Source organism: Amycolatopsis australiensis, from assembly GCF_900119165.1.
Classification (GTDB): Bacteria; Actinomycetota; Actinomycetes; order Mycobacteriales; family Pseudonocardiaceae; genus Amycolatopsis; species Amycolatopsis australiensis.
This window is the reverse complement of the sequence record NZ_FPJG01000006.1, coordinates 7,511,638-7,526,905: the sequence shown is the minus strand read 5'-3', so window position 1 is coordinate 7,526,905 and position 15,268 is coordinate 7,511,638. Positions and strand designations below refer to the sequence as shown.

The window sequence follows — 15,268 nt, the reverse complement described above, 5'->3', positions numbered from 1 at the left end:
GCGTCAGTGACGCGCCGAGCGTGCCATGTCCGACCTGAGGAGCGACTCAGTCTGGGGGTGGATTCCGGGTCCTCCCTTGGGAGGAGACGCGGCCCTGAGAAGCGCTCGGTGCCGGTTCCGGCGCGCTCGGTGACGGGCCGTCCTCTTCGGACGGTGCTTCGCCGTTCCCGGCGGCGTCTTCGCGCGGGCGCTTCAGCGGCGTGGTCGTGCGCTCCCACAGCCGGCGGCCTTCTTCCGAGCGCAGCCGCTCGGAGGCGCGTTCCATTTCCAGCCGCCGCCACTTCCGCCGCTGCCGCCGGGTCGCCTTCGCCGGCCACAGCTCCTGGATGGCGCTGTTGAAGTACGCGCCGCCGACCACGGCCAGCCCGATGAAGAACATCAGGAGCAGGAAGGCGATCGGCGCGGCGAGCGCGCCGTAGGTGTAGCCGGTCTTGGTGATCCAGTTGAGGTAGATGCGCAGGCCGACCGAGGACAGCAGGAACACGACCATGGCGAGCACCGCGCCGGGCAGCCCGCGGTGCCACGGCAGCTTCCGCGGCAGCGCGAGCTTGTACAGCGTGGTCAGGGCGAGGGTGATCATCACGCCGAGCGTCGGGAAGTACAGCGCGCTCACCCACGACGTCACGGTCGGGCGCCAGTCGGCCGGGAAGAACTCCGGCAGCAGGTCGGGGCCGATCGCCAGCAGCGGCAGCCCGACCACCAGGACGACCAGGCCGCACAGGTAGAGCAGGAGCGCGAAGATCCGCTGCCAGACGTCGTTGCGGACGCCGTACTGGTCGTGCGCGACGGTGATCGCGTCCACGAACGACGACATCGCCGACGAGCCCGCCCACAGCGAGATGAGGAAGCCGACCGAGACGATCTCGCCCTTGCCGACGGTGAGGATGCTGTTCACGGTCGGCTCGATGATGTCGTGCACGGCGTTCTGGCTGAACACGGTCCGGCAGAAGCCGATGATCCGGTCGTGCACCGCGGTGACCACGCCCTGGCCGAACCACTCGCCGACGAACCCGAGCGCGCCGAGCAGCCCCAGCAGCAGCGGCGGCAGCGAGAGCGTCTGCCAGAAGGCCGCCTCGGCGGCCTCGGAGAAGATGTTGCCGTCCCAGGCCTTGGCCAGCGTGCGCGTGAGCAGGCGCCACGGCCCCTTGCGGGCCACCTTCGTCGCTCCGGACGGCTGCACCTCACCCATGACGTGTCCAGCATGGTCCATCCGTGCTGATTTGGCTCGTCACACCCCCTGCGGCCGGGCGTGTCGGGGGACATCACCCGTGCCGGTGCCCGGAACTGTCGGGCCCGGCCGGTAGACTCGCTCCAGTGCCCTCACCGCAAGTCGCCGGCCGCGCAATGCCGCAGCAGCCGGTACCACAGTGAGGGTTTTCGCACGTCAGAGGTATGAGCGAGGGGGAGGACCGGCATGACGGAGACGCAGCTCGGGGCGCCTCCCGCGGAGAAGGACTCGACCGCGCGCCCGCTGCGGGCGTGGCAGCGGCGGGCGCTGACGAAGTACCTGACGCAGAAGCCGAAGGACTTCCTCGCGGTGGCGACGCCGGGGGCCGGCAAGACGGTGTTCGGCCTGCGGATCGCCGCGGAGCTGCTCAGCGACCGCACGGTCGAGGCGGTCACGATCGTCACCCCGACCGAGCACCTCAAGCACCAGTGGGCCGCGTCGGCGGCCGCCGCCGGCATCCAGATCGACTCGAACTTCCGCAACACCACCGGCGTCACCTCGTCGGACTACAACGGCGTCGCGGTGACTTACGCGCAGGTGGCGGCGCACCCGACGCTGCACCGGGTGCGGACCGAGAACCGCAAGACGCTGGTGATCCTCGACGAAATCCACCACGCGGGCGACGCGAAGTCGTGGGGCGACGCGACACGCGAGGCGTTCACGCCGGCGGTCCGGCGCCTGGCGCTGACCGGCACGCCGTTCCGGTCCGACGACTCGGCGATCCCATTCGTCACGTACGAGCCGGACGCCGGCGGCTTCCAGCGCAGCAAGGCCGACCACTCGTACGGCTACGCGGACGCGCTGGCCGACGGCGTGGTCCGGCCGGTCGTGTTCCTGGCGTACTCGGGCGAAGCTTCGTGGCGCACGAGCGCGGGCGAGGAGTTCACGGCACGGCTCGGCGAGCCGCTGACCGCGGAGCAGAACGCGCGGGCGTGGCGCACCGCGCTCGACCCGGCGGGCGAGTGGATCCCGGCGGTGCTGCAGGCGGCGGACACGCGGCTGTCGCAGGTGCGCCAGGGCGTGCCGGACGCGGGCGGCCTGGTGATCGCGACCGACCAGGACACGGCGCGCGCGTACGCGAAGATCCTGGAGCGGCTGTCGGGCGAGCGCCCGACGCTGGTGCTGTCGGACGACCCGAAGGCGTCGGGCCGGATCAAGGAGTTCTCGGACTCGACGGACCGCTGGATAGTGGCGGTCCGCATGGTCTCGGAAGGCGTCGACGTCCCGCGGCTGGCGGTGGGCGTGTACGCGACGAGCGCGTCGACCCCGCTGTTCTTCGCCCAGGCGATCGGCCGGTACGTGCGTGCCCGGCGCAAGGGCGAGACGGCGAGTGTGTTCCTGCCGTCGGTGCCGGTGCTGCTGGAGCTGGCGAGTGAGCTGGAGGCCCAGCGCGACCACGTGCTGGGCAAGCCGCACCGCGAGAAGGAGGGCTGGGAGGACGAGCTCCTGGCCCAGGCCAACCGCACCGAGGACGAGCCGGGCGAGGAGGAGAAGGCCTTCACGTCCCTGGGCGCCTCGGCCGAGCTGGACCAGGTCATCTACGACGGCAACTCCTTCGGCACAGCGGTGTTCTCGGGGTCGGACGAGGAGCAGGAGTACCTGGGCCTGCCGGGCCTGCTGGAGCCGGACCAGGTCCGCGCGCTGCTGCGCAAGCGCCAGGAGGAGCAGCTGGCGGACGAGAAGCGCCGCAAGCCGGCGAAGGAGGAGCCGGCGCCGGTGGCGCAGGCCCGTCCGCAGTCGGTGAGCGAGCGGCTCGGAGCGTTGCGCAAGGAGCTGAACGCGCTGGTGGGGATGTACCACCATCGGACGAAGAAGCCGCACGGCGCGATTCACAACGAGCTGAGGCGGGTTTGCGGAGGACCGCCCACCGCCATGGCGACTGTCGAGCAGCTCGAGGAGCGGATCGTGACGCTGCGGTCCTGGTAGTTCCGCCGGGTTGGGGGAGGGGAGGCCCGGGCGAGGCCATGGCTGGAATCTGCTGACGTCTGGTGGGCAGCCCGCGCGGCGCCTCCGGCCCGGCATTCCGGTGGTGATCGCCTCCGCGGGTGTTGGTGGTCCGCGATCCGCTCGACTTTCGGGGGCCAGTCCTCGCGCCCCGCGGGTCTGCCACGGCGCCCGAGCTCCAGCGCCCCCGGCCCCCTTCATCCGGGTCCGCTGGCCCCACCGGCCGCCCACCCAAGAGCCCGAACCGACCCCGCCGTGTCGCCCAGTGGGCTGAACTCGCCGGTCACCGTCCGTTCCCGACCGCACCCACCCCAGCGGTAACCCTGCGTACCACCCACATCACCACCGCCCTGCCCGAGCGACCCCCACAAGATGTCGCTTCGGGCACCTTTCGCCCGAAACTTCGCAAGTCGGCGACCAATCGGCCGCTCGATCCGTGGGTTCACCACCACTCCACCGCAGCGTCGCGCTCGGTGCACCCACCAGGACTACCTCCGCGCCGGCACGAAACCTGGATGTAACACACCGTGAGTGCTGGCGATCACATCGTCAGCGGATCTACTCTTTCCGGGCGAGGTTCAGCTCGTGTTGCCGAACCGTGTCCAATTGGTGTCATTTAATCGATCCAGCTATCTTCCCCGCAGCCGCTCAGCGGCATATGTTGTCGCCCACAACATATGCGCGTCGGTGCGCCGGGACTCTCCGGATCACCGTCCCGCACGGGCCCGAGACGTCGTCGACGGCCCACTCGTCACCAATGCTTGGATCCGGAAGGAACGAGGATGCGCAGCAGAACCCTTACCCTCCTCGCCGCCACGGTGAGCACCGGCCTGGTGCTGACCGCTTGCGGTGCCAACAGTTCGAACAGCGGGGGCACGGGGAGCAGCTCCGCTTCCTCCTCCGCGCAGGCCGGTGGCGGCGGTGGCGCCAACGGCAAGGTCGGCGTCATCCTGCCGGAGACCGCCAGCTCGGCGCGCTGGGAGGCCTTCGACAAGCCCATGCTGCAGGCCGCGCTCGCGGCCCAGGGCTTCGACGCCGACGTCCAGAACGCCCAGGGCGACGCCCAGAAGTTCACCACCCTCGCCGACGGCTTCATCAGCTCCGGCGTCAAGGCCCTGATCATCGCCCCGTCCGACCCGGCCGTCGGTGCCGCCGTCGAGGCGAAGGCGAAGGGTGCCGGCATCCCGGTCATCGACTACGACCGCCCGAGCCTCGGCGGCTCCGCCGACTACTACGTCTCGTTCGACAACGAGAAGGTCGGCCAGCTGCAGGGCCAGGCCATGGCCGACGCGCTCAAGGACAAGGCGGGCGCGGGCGTCGTCCAGATCGAGGGCGCCCCGACCGACAACAACGCCACGCTCTTCACCAAGGGCCAGGACTCCGTCCTCGAGCCGCTGTTCTCCTCGGGCAAGCTCAAGCGCATCCAGAAGCAGCCGATCAACGACTGGGACAACCAGCTCGGCGGCACGACGTTCGAGCAGATCTTCACCGCCAACGGCGGCAAGGTCGACGGCGTCGTCGCGGCGAACGACGGCCTGGCCGGCGCGGTCATCACCATCCTGAAGAAGAACGGCCTCAACGGGAAGGTCCCGGTCACCGGCCAGGACGCGACCGCCGACGGCCTCATGGCGGTCATGCGTGGCGACCAGTACATGACGGTCTTCAAGCCGATCAAGGAAGAGGCCGAGGCCACCGCCAAGCTGGCCGCCGCCCTCGCCAAGGGTGACACCGCCGGCGCCGACGCCATCGCGACGGGCAAGCTGCACGACCCGAAGAACAACCGCGACATCAAGTCCGTGCTGCTCACCCCGACCACGATCCTGGCGAAGGACATCAAGACCGTCGTGACCCAGGGCTACGTGAAGGCGAGCGAGATCTGCGGTGGCGACCTCGCCGCCAAGTGCAGCTCGCTCGGCATCTCCTGAGCCCCCGCACCACCCCATGAACAGCCGGGCCGGGACGCGCACCCCGACGGCGCGTCCCGGCCCGGTCCCCACCCAGGAGAAAGCCCATCCATGAGTGAGCCCATTCTCGAGATCAAGGGCCTGAACAAGAGCTTCGGCCCCGTCCACGTCCTCCACGACGTGGACTTCGACGTGCGTGCGGGGGAAGTGACCGCACTCGTCGGCGACAACGGCGCCGGCAAGTCGACCCTCGTCAAGTGCATCGCCGGCATCCACCCGTACGACTCGGGGGCCGTGCGGTTCAACGGGGCGGACGCCCACATCCGCGGCCCGAAGGACGCCGCGCAGCTCGGCATCGAGGTCGTCTACCAGGACCTCGCGCTCGCCGACAACCTCGACATCGTCCAGAACATGTTCCTCGGCCGCGAACGCGGCAGTTCGTGGAAGCTCGACGAAGCCAGCATGGAGAAGGCCGCCCGCGAGACGCTGGCCTCCCTGTCCGTCCGGACGGTGAAGTCCGTCCGGACGCCCGTCTCCTCGCTGTCCGGTGGTCAGCGCCAGACCGTCGCCATCGCCAAGTCGGTGCTGTGGAACAGCAAGGTCGTCGTCCTCGACGAGCCGACCGCCGCCCTCGGTGTCGCCCAGACGCGGCAGGTGCTCGACCTGGTCCGCCGGCTGGCCGAGCAGGGCCTCGGGGTCGTGCTGATCAGCCACAACATGGCCGACGTGTTCGAGGTCGCCGACCGCATCGCCGTGCTCTACCTCGGCAGGCTCGTCGCCGAGGTGCACACGAAGGACGTCACCCACGGCCAGGTCGTGGAGCTGATCACCGCGGGTCGCTCCGGCGACCTCGGCCTGGCCCGGCCCGAAGCCGTGGTCCTGTGAGCGGGAAGAAAGAACCGGAAATGACTGAAACCCCTGCCAAGCACGAGGCGGCCACCCCGGCCTCGGACACGCTCGCGCAGACCCAGAACCCCACCGCGGCGATCTCCGACTTCGGCATCGACACGACATCGATGTCAACCGGCGAAGCGATCCGTGACTACTTCGCCCGCCTGCGGGCCGGCGAGCTCGGCGCCCTGCCGTCGCTGTTCGGCCTGCTCGTGCTGGTCATCCTCTTCAGCGTCCTCTCGGACAACTTCTTCACCCTGGGCAACATCGCGAACCTGTTCCCGCAGGGCGCGGGCGTGATCATCATCGCGATGGGCATCGTCTTCGTGCTGCTGCTCGGCGAGATCGACCTCGCCGCCGGCACCGCGTCCGGTGTCGCGGCCTCGGTGATGGCGCTGCACTTCGTGCACAACGGGAACCTGCTGGGCAACATGGGTTCCGGCGTGTTCATCACGTTCATCGGCGTGCTCGCGGTCGCGATGCTGCTGTCGGCCTACCAGCGGATCTGGCCCGGCGCCGCGCTGTCGCTCGTCGGCCTGCTGATCGTCGCGATCGGCATTCCCGCGAACGCCTGGCTGGAGATCCTGCTGGCCATCTGCGTCGGCACCTCGATCGGCTGCATCACCGGCTTCCTGGTCTCGAAGATCGGCATGCCGTCCTTCGTCGTGACGCTGGCGCTGTTCATCGTCTGGCAGGGCGTCCTGCTGCAGTTCATCGGTGAAGGCGGCACGATCGGCATCACCAACTCCGACATCCTCTACAAGATCTCCAACGGCAACCTGAGCATCCTGGGCAGCTGGATCTTCTTCGTCGTCGCCGCCGGCGGGTTCGCGGTGATCACGCTGCTCAGCCACTTCAAGCGGCTGCAGCGCGGCCTCGTCGTGCAGCCGACGCCGCTCGTCGCGGCCAAGGTCGGCGCGCTCGTCGTGCTGTCGGCGCTGGGCACCTGGCTGCTGACGATCAACCGTTCGCCGAACAAGGCGGTCGTGAGCATCCAGGGCGTGCCGTACATCATCCCGATCGTGCTGGCGCTGCTGGTCGCGGGCACGTACGTGCTCAACAAGACCCGCTACGGCCGCTACATCTACGCGGTCGGCGGCAACAAGGAAGCCGCCCGCCGTGCCGGTATCGACGTGCCGAAGATCCGGGCGAGCGTGTTCGTGATCGGGTCGGCCGTCGCCGCGCTCGGCGGCATCGTCGCCGCGTCGAAGGTCGGCTCGGTCAGCCCGCAGTCCGGTGGCCTGAACACGCTGCTGTTCGCGGTGGGTTCGGCGGTCATCGGCGGGACGTCGCTGTTCGGCGGCAAGGGCCGGGTGGCCGACGCCGTCGTCGGTGGTCTCGTGATCGCCGTGGTGATCAACGGTCTCGGCCTGCTCAAGCAGACCGCGGCCGTGGTCAACATCGTCACCGGTCTGGTCCTGCTGCTCGCCGCCACGGTCGACGCGCTGTCCCGGCGCCGCGCGGCTGCGTCGGCGCGCTGAACCAGCATGGGATGATAAAGCCCGTGACCAGCACGCCCGTTGCACGACCGGACGAGGTGCGCCGGCACAACCGCACGACACTGCTCCGCCTGCTGCACGTCGGCGGGCCGAGCACCCGGGCGACCCTGGCCACCCAGCTGGGGCTCAACCGGAGCACGATCAAGACCCTCGTCGACGGGCTCGCCGAAGCCGGTGTCGTCGAGGAGAAGGTGCCGAGGCCGGGACGAGGGGCGGGCCGCCCCTCGCTCCTGGTCCTGCCCCAGCCGCACGCGGCGGTCGTGCTCGCGGTCGACCTGCAGGTCGAGCACGTCGCGATCGCACTGGTCGGGCTGGGCGGGCAGATCCTGGGCCGCAACAGCTGGAACCTGCGCGGCCGGATGGGCCAGCCCGACGAGGTCATCACCCACGTCATCGAGTCGACGGCCATCCTGGCCGGCGACCTCGGCGTGACCCCGGTGGCGGCCGGCGTGTCGGTGCCCGGCGTCATCCGGCGCGCGGACGGGTACGTGCACGAGGCGCCGAACCTGCGCTGGACCGACGTCGCGCTCGGCGAGCGGCTCGGCGGGGTCCTGCAGATCCCGATCCTGGTCGGCAACGACGCCGAGCTGGGCGCGGTCGCCGAGCACCTGCGCGGCGCGGCCCGCGGGTCGTCCGACGTGGTGTACATCTCGGCGGACGTGGGAGTCGGCGGCGGTGTCATCGCGGAAGGCTCGGCGCTGCGCGGCGGCTCCGGCTACGTCGGCGAGATCGGGCACATGGTGATCCGCCCGGACGGGCGGCCCTGCTACTGCGGCAGCAGCGGCTGCTGGGAGACCGAGGTCGGCGAGGCGGCCCTGTGCCGGGCGCTCGGCCTGCCCGAGGACACCCCGCGCGGGGCGATCCTGTTCGAGCTGCGCGAGCTGGGCCGCGACCCGGAATCGGCGCTGCCGCGGCTCGCGGAGTTCGCCGAATGGCTGACGCTCGGGCTGATCAACGTCGTCAACCTGCTCGGGCCGCAGCTGGTCATCCTCGGCGACCTGCTGACGGTGCTGCCGGAGCCGGTGGTGCGCCACGTCGGCGCCGAGGTGCGGCGGCGCAGCCTGGTGAGCCGGGCGGTCGGCGGCACCCGGATCGTGAGCTCGGCGCTGGGGGCGGATGTGAAGCTGCTGGGGGCCGCGGAAGTGGCGTTCGAAGTCGTGCTGGATTCTGTCTGATTTCCTGTCCGGTTTCGTGTCCGGAATCACAGTCGTTCGCGGCCGTACCGTGATATTCGGCACGCATTGTGCAAGATGCAGAAAGGCGGCCGGTGCCTGTGCGCACCGGCCGCCTTTCGCGTCTGGGGTTTTACCGCTGGATGTCGGCGGACAGTTCCTTGAGCTTGGCCTCGTGCTCACGGGCGTGGTGCCCGCAGAAGAGCAGTTCGCCACCTCCGGCGAGGATGGCTCGTACCTGAGCTGCAGCTCCGCACCGGTCACAGCGGTCGGCGGCGGTCAGTTCGGGGCGGGTGAGCGTCGGCGATGTCATGGGGGTCTCCCTCCGTCCCGGCACCGGTCGCCCGGTGCCATCGATCCAGCTACGCCCACTTCGGACCTGATGCCGGCGGCTACGCTCGCCTCCGGCTCCGCGGTGTTCGTGCTTCCACTCTTGCAGACGTTTCGCGGCTCGCAAGTGTTCCCGCGCCGGTGGGACCTGAGTCACGCCGATTTACCCCGGATGTCGTAGCCGCATCCCGCAATCCAGGAGACGAATACCCTCCGGTGTGACGTTTTCCGTGGTCAGGCACCATGGAGCGGTGCGCACGGTGACTTCGCCGAGGAGGCTTTCCGCGGTACCCGCCCCGCTGTTGTTCGTTCTCAGCGGAATTTCCATGTACGCCGGCGCGGCCATCGCGGTCGACCTGTTCGGCCACGCGCCACCGGCGGGCGTGGCGTGGCTGCGCTGCCTGGGCGCGGCGGTGGTGCTCCTGGCATGGCGCCGTCCGGGACGGCAGGCGTGGCGCGGCAGGCGCCTGGCGCTGGCAGTCGTGTTCGGCGTGGTGACGGCGGGCATGAACGTGCTGTTCTACGAGGCGATCGCCCGCCTCCCGCTGGGCACGGTGGTGGCACTGGAGTTCGCGGGCCCGGTGCTGGTGGCGGCGCTGAGTTCCCGCACGCTGCGGGACACACTGGCGCTGGCCCTGGTGGCGGCGGGCGTGGTGGCGATCGCGGACGTGCGCCTGTCCGGGAGTTTCCTGGGCGTGGTGTTCGCGCTGGGCGCAGCGGCGGCCTGGGCGGGCTACATCCTGCTGGGCAAGAGGGTGGCGGTGGACGGCGACGGCATGGACAGCCTGGCGATCGGCTTCGCGGCGGCGACGGTGGTGCTGTCCCCGCTGGCGGCCGGGACGGGCGAGGTGTGGTCTTCGCCACGCATGCTCCTGCTGGGCGTGGGGGTGGGTGTGTTGTCGACGGTGGTGCCGTACGCGCTCGACCAGGTGGTGCTGCGACGGCTGGGCCAGGGAAGGTTCGCGGTCTTGCTGGCCCTCCTCCCGGTGACGGCCGGTGTGCTGGGGTTCGCGCTGCTTGGCCAGGTGCCGAGGGTGCCGGAGGCGTTGGGGACGCTGGCCGTGGTGGCAGGGGTGGCGTTGCGGAGCCGGGAGACGGTGCGGCCGGTGGGGGAGCCGCCGGGGTGAGTTTCGGGCCTCGCGGTTGCTTGGAGTGCGCTGAAGCGCTATCCGGGGGTTCAGTGCCCCTGGGCGCCTTCCTTGGTGCCGTGGAGCGCCAGCTCGGTTCTCCTCCGTTCCGTGAAGCGGCGCCTCGGTTCTCCTCGGTGCCGTGAAGCGTCGCCTTGGTGCGCCTCGGTCTTCCGCGGTTGCCCACAGGGCAGCCGTGATGTGGACACCTGGCCGCGGTCGGCCGGTTTCGCGAGTTGTGGGTCATGCCCGGCAGGCCGGTCGTCTGCCTGGGCAGCGCCACCTCGGGCGCTCGTGCGCCTCGCCTGGTCCGTTCCGTCAAGCGCCAGCTCGGCCCTCCTCGGTTCCGTGAGCGCAGCCTCGGTGCGCCTCGATCTTCGGCGGTTGCCCACAGGGCGGCCGTGATGTGAGCAACCGGCCGCGGTCGGCCGGTTCCCCGCTGTCCGTCGACGAGGGCCGGGCTCCGGATCGCCTGCCTGGGCTGCCCTGAAGCGCCACCTCAGCGCGTCCCGGCCCTCCCCGGTTACCCACAGGCCAGCCGTGATGTGGACAACCAGCCGCGGCCGGCCGGTTTCCCGGCTTTTCCGTCGGCCGCTCCCGATACGCTGAAGCGGGGCTCGTCCCCCGGGATGGGTGGGGTCTGGTCTGGCCGGATCGTGATGGCCGTTGCCCTGGCTGGACGGGATACTGGGGCCGGGCCGGAGGAGGCGGGTGCCATGACCAAGGCGGCGTCGGCGGCGGCGAAGGACTTCGCGGCCGCCGGAGTGGGCGGTGTGCACCTCGCCTGGGCTGACAACAACGGCATCCCGCGCTCGCGCATCGTCCCCATCGCCGGCCTCGCCGATGCCGCCACCCGCGGGGTCGGGGCCACCTCGCTCTTCGCCGTCTTCGACAGCCACGACTCCATCACCTACGGGTACGCCGGCCTCGCCACGCCCTCCGGTGACATCCGGCTCGTGCCCGTCGTCGAGCGGCTGCGGCGGCTCGCCGGGCAGCCCGCGCTCGCCTGGGCGCCCGTCCGGCAACTCACCCAAAACGGTGAACCGTGGCCCTACTGCCAGCGCGCCGTTCTCGAAAAACAGGTCGCCGAAGGCGTGCGGCGAGGGCTGGAGTTCCGCGCCGGCTACGAGATCGAGTTCGCCGTCGCGCCCGCGGGCAGCACCGACGTCGTGAGCAGCCCCGGGCATCCCGGGCCCGCCTACAGCCCGCATGCCCTCGTCGGGCTCGACGAGTTCGTCGCCGCCCTGCTGCACGACTTCGCCGCCAACGGCCTGCGGATCGGCCAGCTGCACGCCGAGTACGGCGTGGCGCAGATCGAGCTGTCGCTGGCCGCCACCGACCCGGTCTCCGCCGCTGACGACCAGCTGCTCGCGCGCCAGACCATCCACGCCGCCGCGCGCGCCCACGGTCTCGTTGCCAGCTTCGCGCCGCTCGTCGGTCTCGGCGCCGCCGGCAACGGCTGGCACCTGCACACCTCCGTCCGCCGGAAAGGCCGCAACCTGCTCGACGGCGACGGCCGCCCCGGCGACGAAGGCGCCGGCTACCTCGCCGGCCTCCTGCGTGACCTGCCGGCCGTGACCGCCGTCACCGCGCCGAGCGTCCCGTCGACGCTGCGGCTTCGCCCCGGCTACTTCGCGGGCGCGTACGCGTTCTGGGGCGTCGAGAACCGCGAAGCGCCGCTGCGGTACGTCCCGGGCTCGCCGCTGCTGGGCGCCGACCACGCGAACGTCGAGCTCAAGACGTCCGACGCCTCCGCCAACCCCTACCTCGCGCTCGCGGTGGTGCTGGCCGCGGGTATGGCCGGCCTCGAGGACTCGCCCGCGTTGCCCGATCCGATCGCCGAGGACCCGGGCGGCTGGACCGAAGGCGAACGCCAGACGCGCGGGGTGCGCCGGCTGCCGTCGGACACCGCCGAGCAGGACGCCGCCCTCGTCGCGTCGCCGCGGATCGCCGGGGTGCTCGGCGACGACCTGCTCGGTGCCTTCCGCGCGGTCCGGGCGTCCGACGCCGCGTGGGCGGCCGAACGCACGGCCGACGAAATCGTCGCCGCCCACCTGTGGCGCTACTGAGGGGACCGATGTCTTCGGGGATCGACGGCGGGCAGCTCGACCTGTCCGGGGTGCGGTGGCTGCCGGGTGGTGCCCGGCTGGCCGCGCTCGCCCAGGCGGAGCTGCCCCAGAAGGACGGCCTGGCCGCGGCGTTCTGCGGGCTCGCGGCGCTGCGCGCGGCCGGGTTCGACCCGCCCGACCAGGACGCCGTCGCGGTGGCCGCGGGCACTGTCCGCGGTCCGGTCGTGCGGCCGCCCGGCGAGGTGGGCCGTCCGGAGTTCCGGCTGCCGGTGCCGGTGGCCGAAGACCCCGCCGCGGCCGGCACGCGGGTGTCCGGGCTCGCGGCGGCCATCGGCTCACTGTCGGACGGGGCTCTCGCGGCGGTGCCGGTGACGGGCGAGTGGACCACCGAGTCGCTGTTCGAGCTGCTGGTCGGGCTCTGGGACGTGCCGCGCGTCGCGGTGATCGCCCGGATCGACGGCGCCGAGCTGGGCGCCCATGACACCCCGGAGCGCGCGCTGCTCGACTACCTCGACACCGGCGTCCCGCCACTGTGGACGTCCCGCTGGCGCCCGCCCGGCGGCCACTTCGTCCTCGTGGCCGGTGTCCGCATCGGCGCCGAAGGCACCCTGCTGTCCGTTGTGGACACTTATCCGTCCTTCGGCGACAACGGGATCCACGACCAGCCGGTCGAGTGGGTGGCGGCGGCGCTGGCCGGGCTGGGGGTGCTGGTGGTCGTCGACGCGGAGCAGGCGGCCGTGGTGCGGGAGGCCGCGCGCGTCGCGGGACTCACTCCGGCGTTCTGGGACTGACCTTTTCGCCGGGTGCGAACCGGGAGTGCCGGCGCCCGTAGCCGAAGTAGATCACCAGGCCGATCACCAGCCACACGGCGAACCGGATCCACGTCAGGACATTGAGGTTCAGCATCAGGTACAGGCACGCGAGCGCCGCCAGGACCGGGACCACCGGCGAGAACGGCACGGAGAACGGCCGCTCCAGGTCGGGACGGCGGCGGCGCAGCACCGGGACCGCGACGGCCACGATGATCATGGCCGACAGCGCGCCGATGCTCACCATGTCGGCCAGCTCGGAGATCGGGATGAACGCGGCCAGCACGGCGATGAGCGCGGCGCCGCCGATGGTCATCCGGTGCGGCGTGCCCCAGCGCGGGTGCGCGGTGCCGAGCTTCTTCGGCAGCAGGCCGTCGCGGCCCATGGCGAAGCCGATGCGCCCGATCGTGACCAGCTCGACCATCATCACCGACGTCAGCCCGGTCACGGCGCCGAGCGAGATGAGCGCGCCGACCCAGTGCTGGCCGACCCGGTCGAACGCGTCGGCCAGCGGCGCGCCCGTGTCGATGTCGGTGAACGGGATCATGCCGGTCAGCACGATCGACACGCCGATGTAGAGCAGTGCGCAGACGCCGAGCGCGCCGAGGATGCCGACGCGGAGGTCCTTGCGCGGGTTCAGCGTTTCCTCGCCGAGGTTGGCGAGTGCCTCGAACCCGGTGTAGGCGAAGAAGACCACCGCGGCGGCGGTGACCATGCCGGCGATGCCGTAGACGGATTGTTCGAGGCCCAGCGCCGCTTGGACCACGGGTTGCTGCAGCACGGTGGTCCCGGCCGCGGGCGGCTGCGCCGACGGGACGAACGGCGTGAGGTTCGCGCCTTTGACGAAGAACAGGCCGACGGCGAGCACGAGCACGCAGACGGCGACCTTCACGCAGACGAGCAGGTTGGTGAGCCAGGCGGACTCCTTGATGCCCAGCACGGCGACCACGGTCAGCACGGCGATGATGAGCACGGCGCCGACGTTGACCTTCGCGTCTTCGCCGAACCAGTCCGGCGACAGCCCGAGCAGGTTGGCGAGGTAACCGGACCAGCCGCGCGACACGACGGCGGCGCCGAGCGCGAACTCCAGCAGCAGGTCCCAGCCGATGATCCAGGCGAAGACTTCGCCGAGGGTGGCGAAGGCGTAGGTGTAGGCGCTGCCGGCGGTCGGGACGCTGGAAGCGAGCTCGGCGTAGCAGAGCGCCGCGAGCCCGGCGACGACGGCGCCGAGCACGAACGAGAGCGTCACCGCGGGCCCGGCGTGCGTCTTCGCTTCGACGCCGGCGAGGGTGAAGATGCCGGTGCCGATGATGATGCCGACGCCGAAGCCGACCAGGTCGCGTCCGCGCAGCCGCCGCTTGAGTTCCCCGGAGTCCTGGCGCTTCAGGACGTCGTCCACGTTCAACGTTCTCCGCTCACCCATGAGGAGAAGTTAGAAGGTCACCGGAATTTCCGCAGAACGGATCAGGTCAGGCCGTTCTCCTGGGCGAGGATCGCGGCCTGCACGCGGGAGCGCAGGTCCAGCTTGCTCAGCACGCGCGAGACGTGCGTTTTGACGGTCGTCTCGCCGATGTACAGCCGGGTGGCGATCTGGGCGTTGGACAGGCCCGCGCCGAGGCAGGCGAGCACCTGGCGTTCGCGCTCGGTCAGCGTGTCGAGGCCGTTGGGCACGGAGGCGGGCCCCCGGCCTGCGGCGTATGCGGTGATGAGACGTCGAGTGATCTGAGGGGCGAGGACGCCTTCACCGGCGGCGACGAGTTTGACCGCCTCGATCAGTCGCGCGGATGGGACGGATTTGAGCAGGAACCCGGCGGCGCCGGCGCGCAGGGCACCGTCGACGTACTCGTCCAGGTCGAAGGTGGTGAGCACAAGGACCTGCGAGAGCCCCTCGGCGAGCAGCTGCCGGGTGGCGGTGATCCCGTCGGTGCCGGGCATCCGGACGTCCATCAGCGTGACGTCGGGCCGGAGCGCCCGCGCCTGCCGGACGGCCTCGGCGCCGTCCTCGGCCTCGCCGACGACCTCGATGCCATCGGCACCCTTGAGGATCATCGCGAGGCCGTCGCGGATGGCGAAGTGATCGTCGGCGATCAGGACGGTGATGGTCATCGGGGTGCGCTTTCCGCTGGTCATCTGTAGTTGGGTGTGGACGGGGGAGACTGCGGTGACCGTGTCGGGTCGCTCGTGCGCGGTCGGCAGCTGCGTCGCGGAGCTGTCCGGGCGGGTTGTGGATGGTGGCGGTCATCAGGCCGCTTCCGCTGGGCTCGTCGGCGCTCGGCGCGGCCGAGCGAGCGTTCG

Annotated in this window: 12 protein-coding genes; 8 read left to right on the top strand and 4 right to left on the bottom strand. The window is 71.1% G+C overall.

Annotated elements, in window-relative coordinates:
- Nucleotides 1-46 precede the first annotated feature (46 nt).
- On the bottom strand, nucleotides 47-1,189 hold the full coding sequence (locus BT341_RS35840) for a YihY/virulence factor BrkB family protein (RefSeq protein ID WP_072480437.1): 1,143 nt from the start codon (nucleotides 1,187-1,189) through the stop codon (nucleotides 47-49).
- 225 nt (nucleotides 1,190-1,414) lie between these two features.
- On the opposite strand from BT341_RS35840, the gene BT341_RS35835 reads away from it, so the two are divergent.
- From BT341_RS35835 to BT341_RS35815, 5 genes are all read left to right on the top strand, one after another.
- Nucleotides 1,415-3,154: a DEAD/DEAH box helicase gene (locus BT341_RS35835; RefSeq protein WP_072480436.1), complete on the top strand. Its 1,740-nt coding sequence runs from the start codon at nucleotides 1,415-1,417 to the stop codon at nucleotides 3,152-3,154.
- An 800-nt stretch (nucleotides 3,155-3,954) separates the two neighbouring features.
- Nucleotides 3,955-5,097 (top strand): sugar ABC transporter substrate-binding protein, encoded by a 1,143-nt coding sequence (locus tag BT341_RS35830; protein WP_072480435.1) that lies wholly within the window; start codon nucleotides 3,955-3,957, stop codon nucleotides 5,095-5,097.
- Between the two features lie 90 nt (nucleotides 5,098-5,187).
- Entirely contained in the window at nucleotides 5,188-5,961 is a 774-nt protein-coding gene (locus tag BT341_RS35825) for an ATP-binding cassette domain-containing protein (RefSeq protein ID WP_072480434.1), read from the top strand.
- 20 nt (nucleotides 5,962-5,981) lie between these two features.
- Nucleotides 5,982-7,448 carry a sugar ABC transporter permease gene (locus BT341_RS35820; RefSeq protein WP_072480433.1) on the top strand — a complete coding sequence of 489 codons (1,467 nt, stop codon included), beginning with the start codon at nucleotides 5,982-5,984 and terminating at the stop codon, nucleotides 7,446-7,448.
- An 11-nt stretch (nucleotides 7,449-7,459) separates the two neighbouring features.
- The gene (locus tag BT341_RS35815) at nucleotides 7,460-8,641 is read left to right on the top strand and encodes an ROK family transcriptional regulator (RefSeq protein ID WP_072480432.1); all 1,182 of its coding nucleotides are present in this window, start codon (nucleotides 7,460-7,462) and stop codon (nucleotides 8,639-8,641) included.
- A 130-nt stretch (nucleotides 8,642-8,771) separates the two neighbouring features.
- On the opposite strand, the gene BT341_RS35810 is transcribed toward BT341_RS35815, so the two are convergent.
- The gene (locus tag BT341_RS35810) at nucleotides 8,772-8,951 is read right to left on the bottom strand and encodes a DUF7455 domain-containing protein (protein WP_072480431.1); all 180 of its coding nucleotides are present in this window, start codon (nucleotides 8,949-8,951) and stop codon (nucleotides 8,772-8,774) included.
- A gap of 319 nt (nucleotides 8,952-9,270) precedes the next feature.
- Here BT341_RS35810 and BT341_RS35805 point away from each other — a divergent pair, with 319 nt between their 5' ends.
- The 3 genes from BT341_RS35805 to BT341_RS35795 all read left to right on the top strand — a co-directional run bounded on the left by BT341_RS35805 (nucleotide 9,271) and on the right by BT341_RS35795 (nucleotide 12,955).
- On the top strand, nucleotides 9,271-10,095 hold the full coding sequence (locus BT341_RS35805) for an EamA family transporter (RefSeq protein ID WP_281256042.1): 825 nt from the start codon (nucleotides 9,271-9,273) through the stop codon (nucleotides 10,093-10,095).
- Nucleotides 10,096-10,811: 716 nt separating this feature from the next.
- Entirely contained in the window at nucleotides 10,812-12,164 is a 1,353-nt protein-coding gene (locus BT341_RS35800) for a type I glutamate--ammonia ligase (protein ID WP_072480430.1), read from the top strand.
- Nucleotides 12,165-12,172: 8 nt separating this feature from the next.
- On the top strand, nucleotides 12,173-12,955 hold the full coding sequence (locus tag BT341_RS35795) for a DUF6885 family protein (protein ID WP_072480429.1): 783 nt from the start codon (nucleotides 12,173-12,175) through the stop codon (nucleotides 12,953-12,955).
- On the opposite strand, the gene BT341_RS35790 is transcribed toward BT341_RS35795, so the two are convergent.
- Together BT341_RS35790 and BT341_RS35785 are read right to left on the bottom strand one after the other, a co-directional pair.
- Entirely contained in the window at nucleotides 12,933-14,372 is a 1,440-nt protein-coding gene (locus BT341_RS35790) for an APC family permease (protein WP_072480428.1), read from the bottom strand. The genes BT341_RS35795 and BT341_RS35790 overlap by 23 nt on opposite strands.
- A 65-nt stretch (nucleotides 14,373-14,437) precedes the next feature.
- Entirely contained in the window at nucleotides 14,438-15,079 is a 642-nt protein-coding gene (locus tag BT341_RS35785; RefSeq protein ID WP_072480427.1) for a response regulator, read from the bottom strand.
- Nucleotides 15,080-15,268 lie beyond the last annotated feature (189 nt).

What these genes read in the sequence shown, in the direction of transcription:
- BT341_RS35800 (WP_072480430.1), top strand. Translation starts at nt 10,812, where the DNA reads ATGACCAAGGCGGCGTCGGCGGCGGCGAAGGACTTCGCGGCCGCCGGA.
- BT341_RS35815 (WP_072480432.1), top strand. Translation starts at nt 7,460, where the DNA reads ATGATAAAGCCCGTGACCAGCACGCCCGTTGCACGACCGGACGAGGTG.
- BT341_RS35785 (WP_072480427.1), bottom strand. Translation starts at nt 15,079, where the DNA reads ATGACCATCACCGTCCTGATCGCCGACGATCACTTCGCCATCCGCGAC.
- BT341_RS35840 (WP_072480437.1), bottom strand. Translation starts at nt 1,189, where the DNA reads ATGGGTGAGGTGCAGCCGTCCGGAGCGACGAAGGTGGCCCGCAAGGGG.
- BT341_RS35820 (WP_072480433.1), top strand. Translation starts at nt 5,982, where the DNA reads ATGACTGAAACCCCTGCCAAGCACGAGGCGGCCACCCCGGCCTCGGAC.
- BT341_RS35795 (WP_072480429.1), top strand. Translation starts at nt 12,173, where the DNA reads ATGTCTTCGGGGATCGACGGCGGGCAGCTCGACCTGTCCGGGGTGCGG.
- BT341_RS35825 (WP_072480434.1), top strand. Translation starts at nt 5,188, where the DNA reads ATGAGTGAGCCCATTCTCGAGATCAAGGGCCTGAACAAGAGCTTCGGC.
- BT341_RS35810 (WP_072480431.1), bottom strand. Translation starts at nt 8,951, where the DNA reads ATGACATCGCCGACGCTCACCCGCCCCGAACTGACCGCCGCCGACCGC.
- BT341_RS35830 (WP_072480435.1), top strand. Translation starts at nt 3,955, where the DNA reads ATGCGCAGCAGAACCCTTACCCTCCTCGCCGCCACGGTGAGCACCGGC.
- BT341_RS35835 (WP_072480436.1), top strand. Translation starts at nt 1,415, where the DNA reads ATGACGGAGACGCAGCTCGGGGCGCCTCCCGCGGAGAAGGACTCGACC.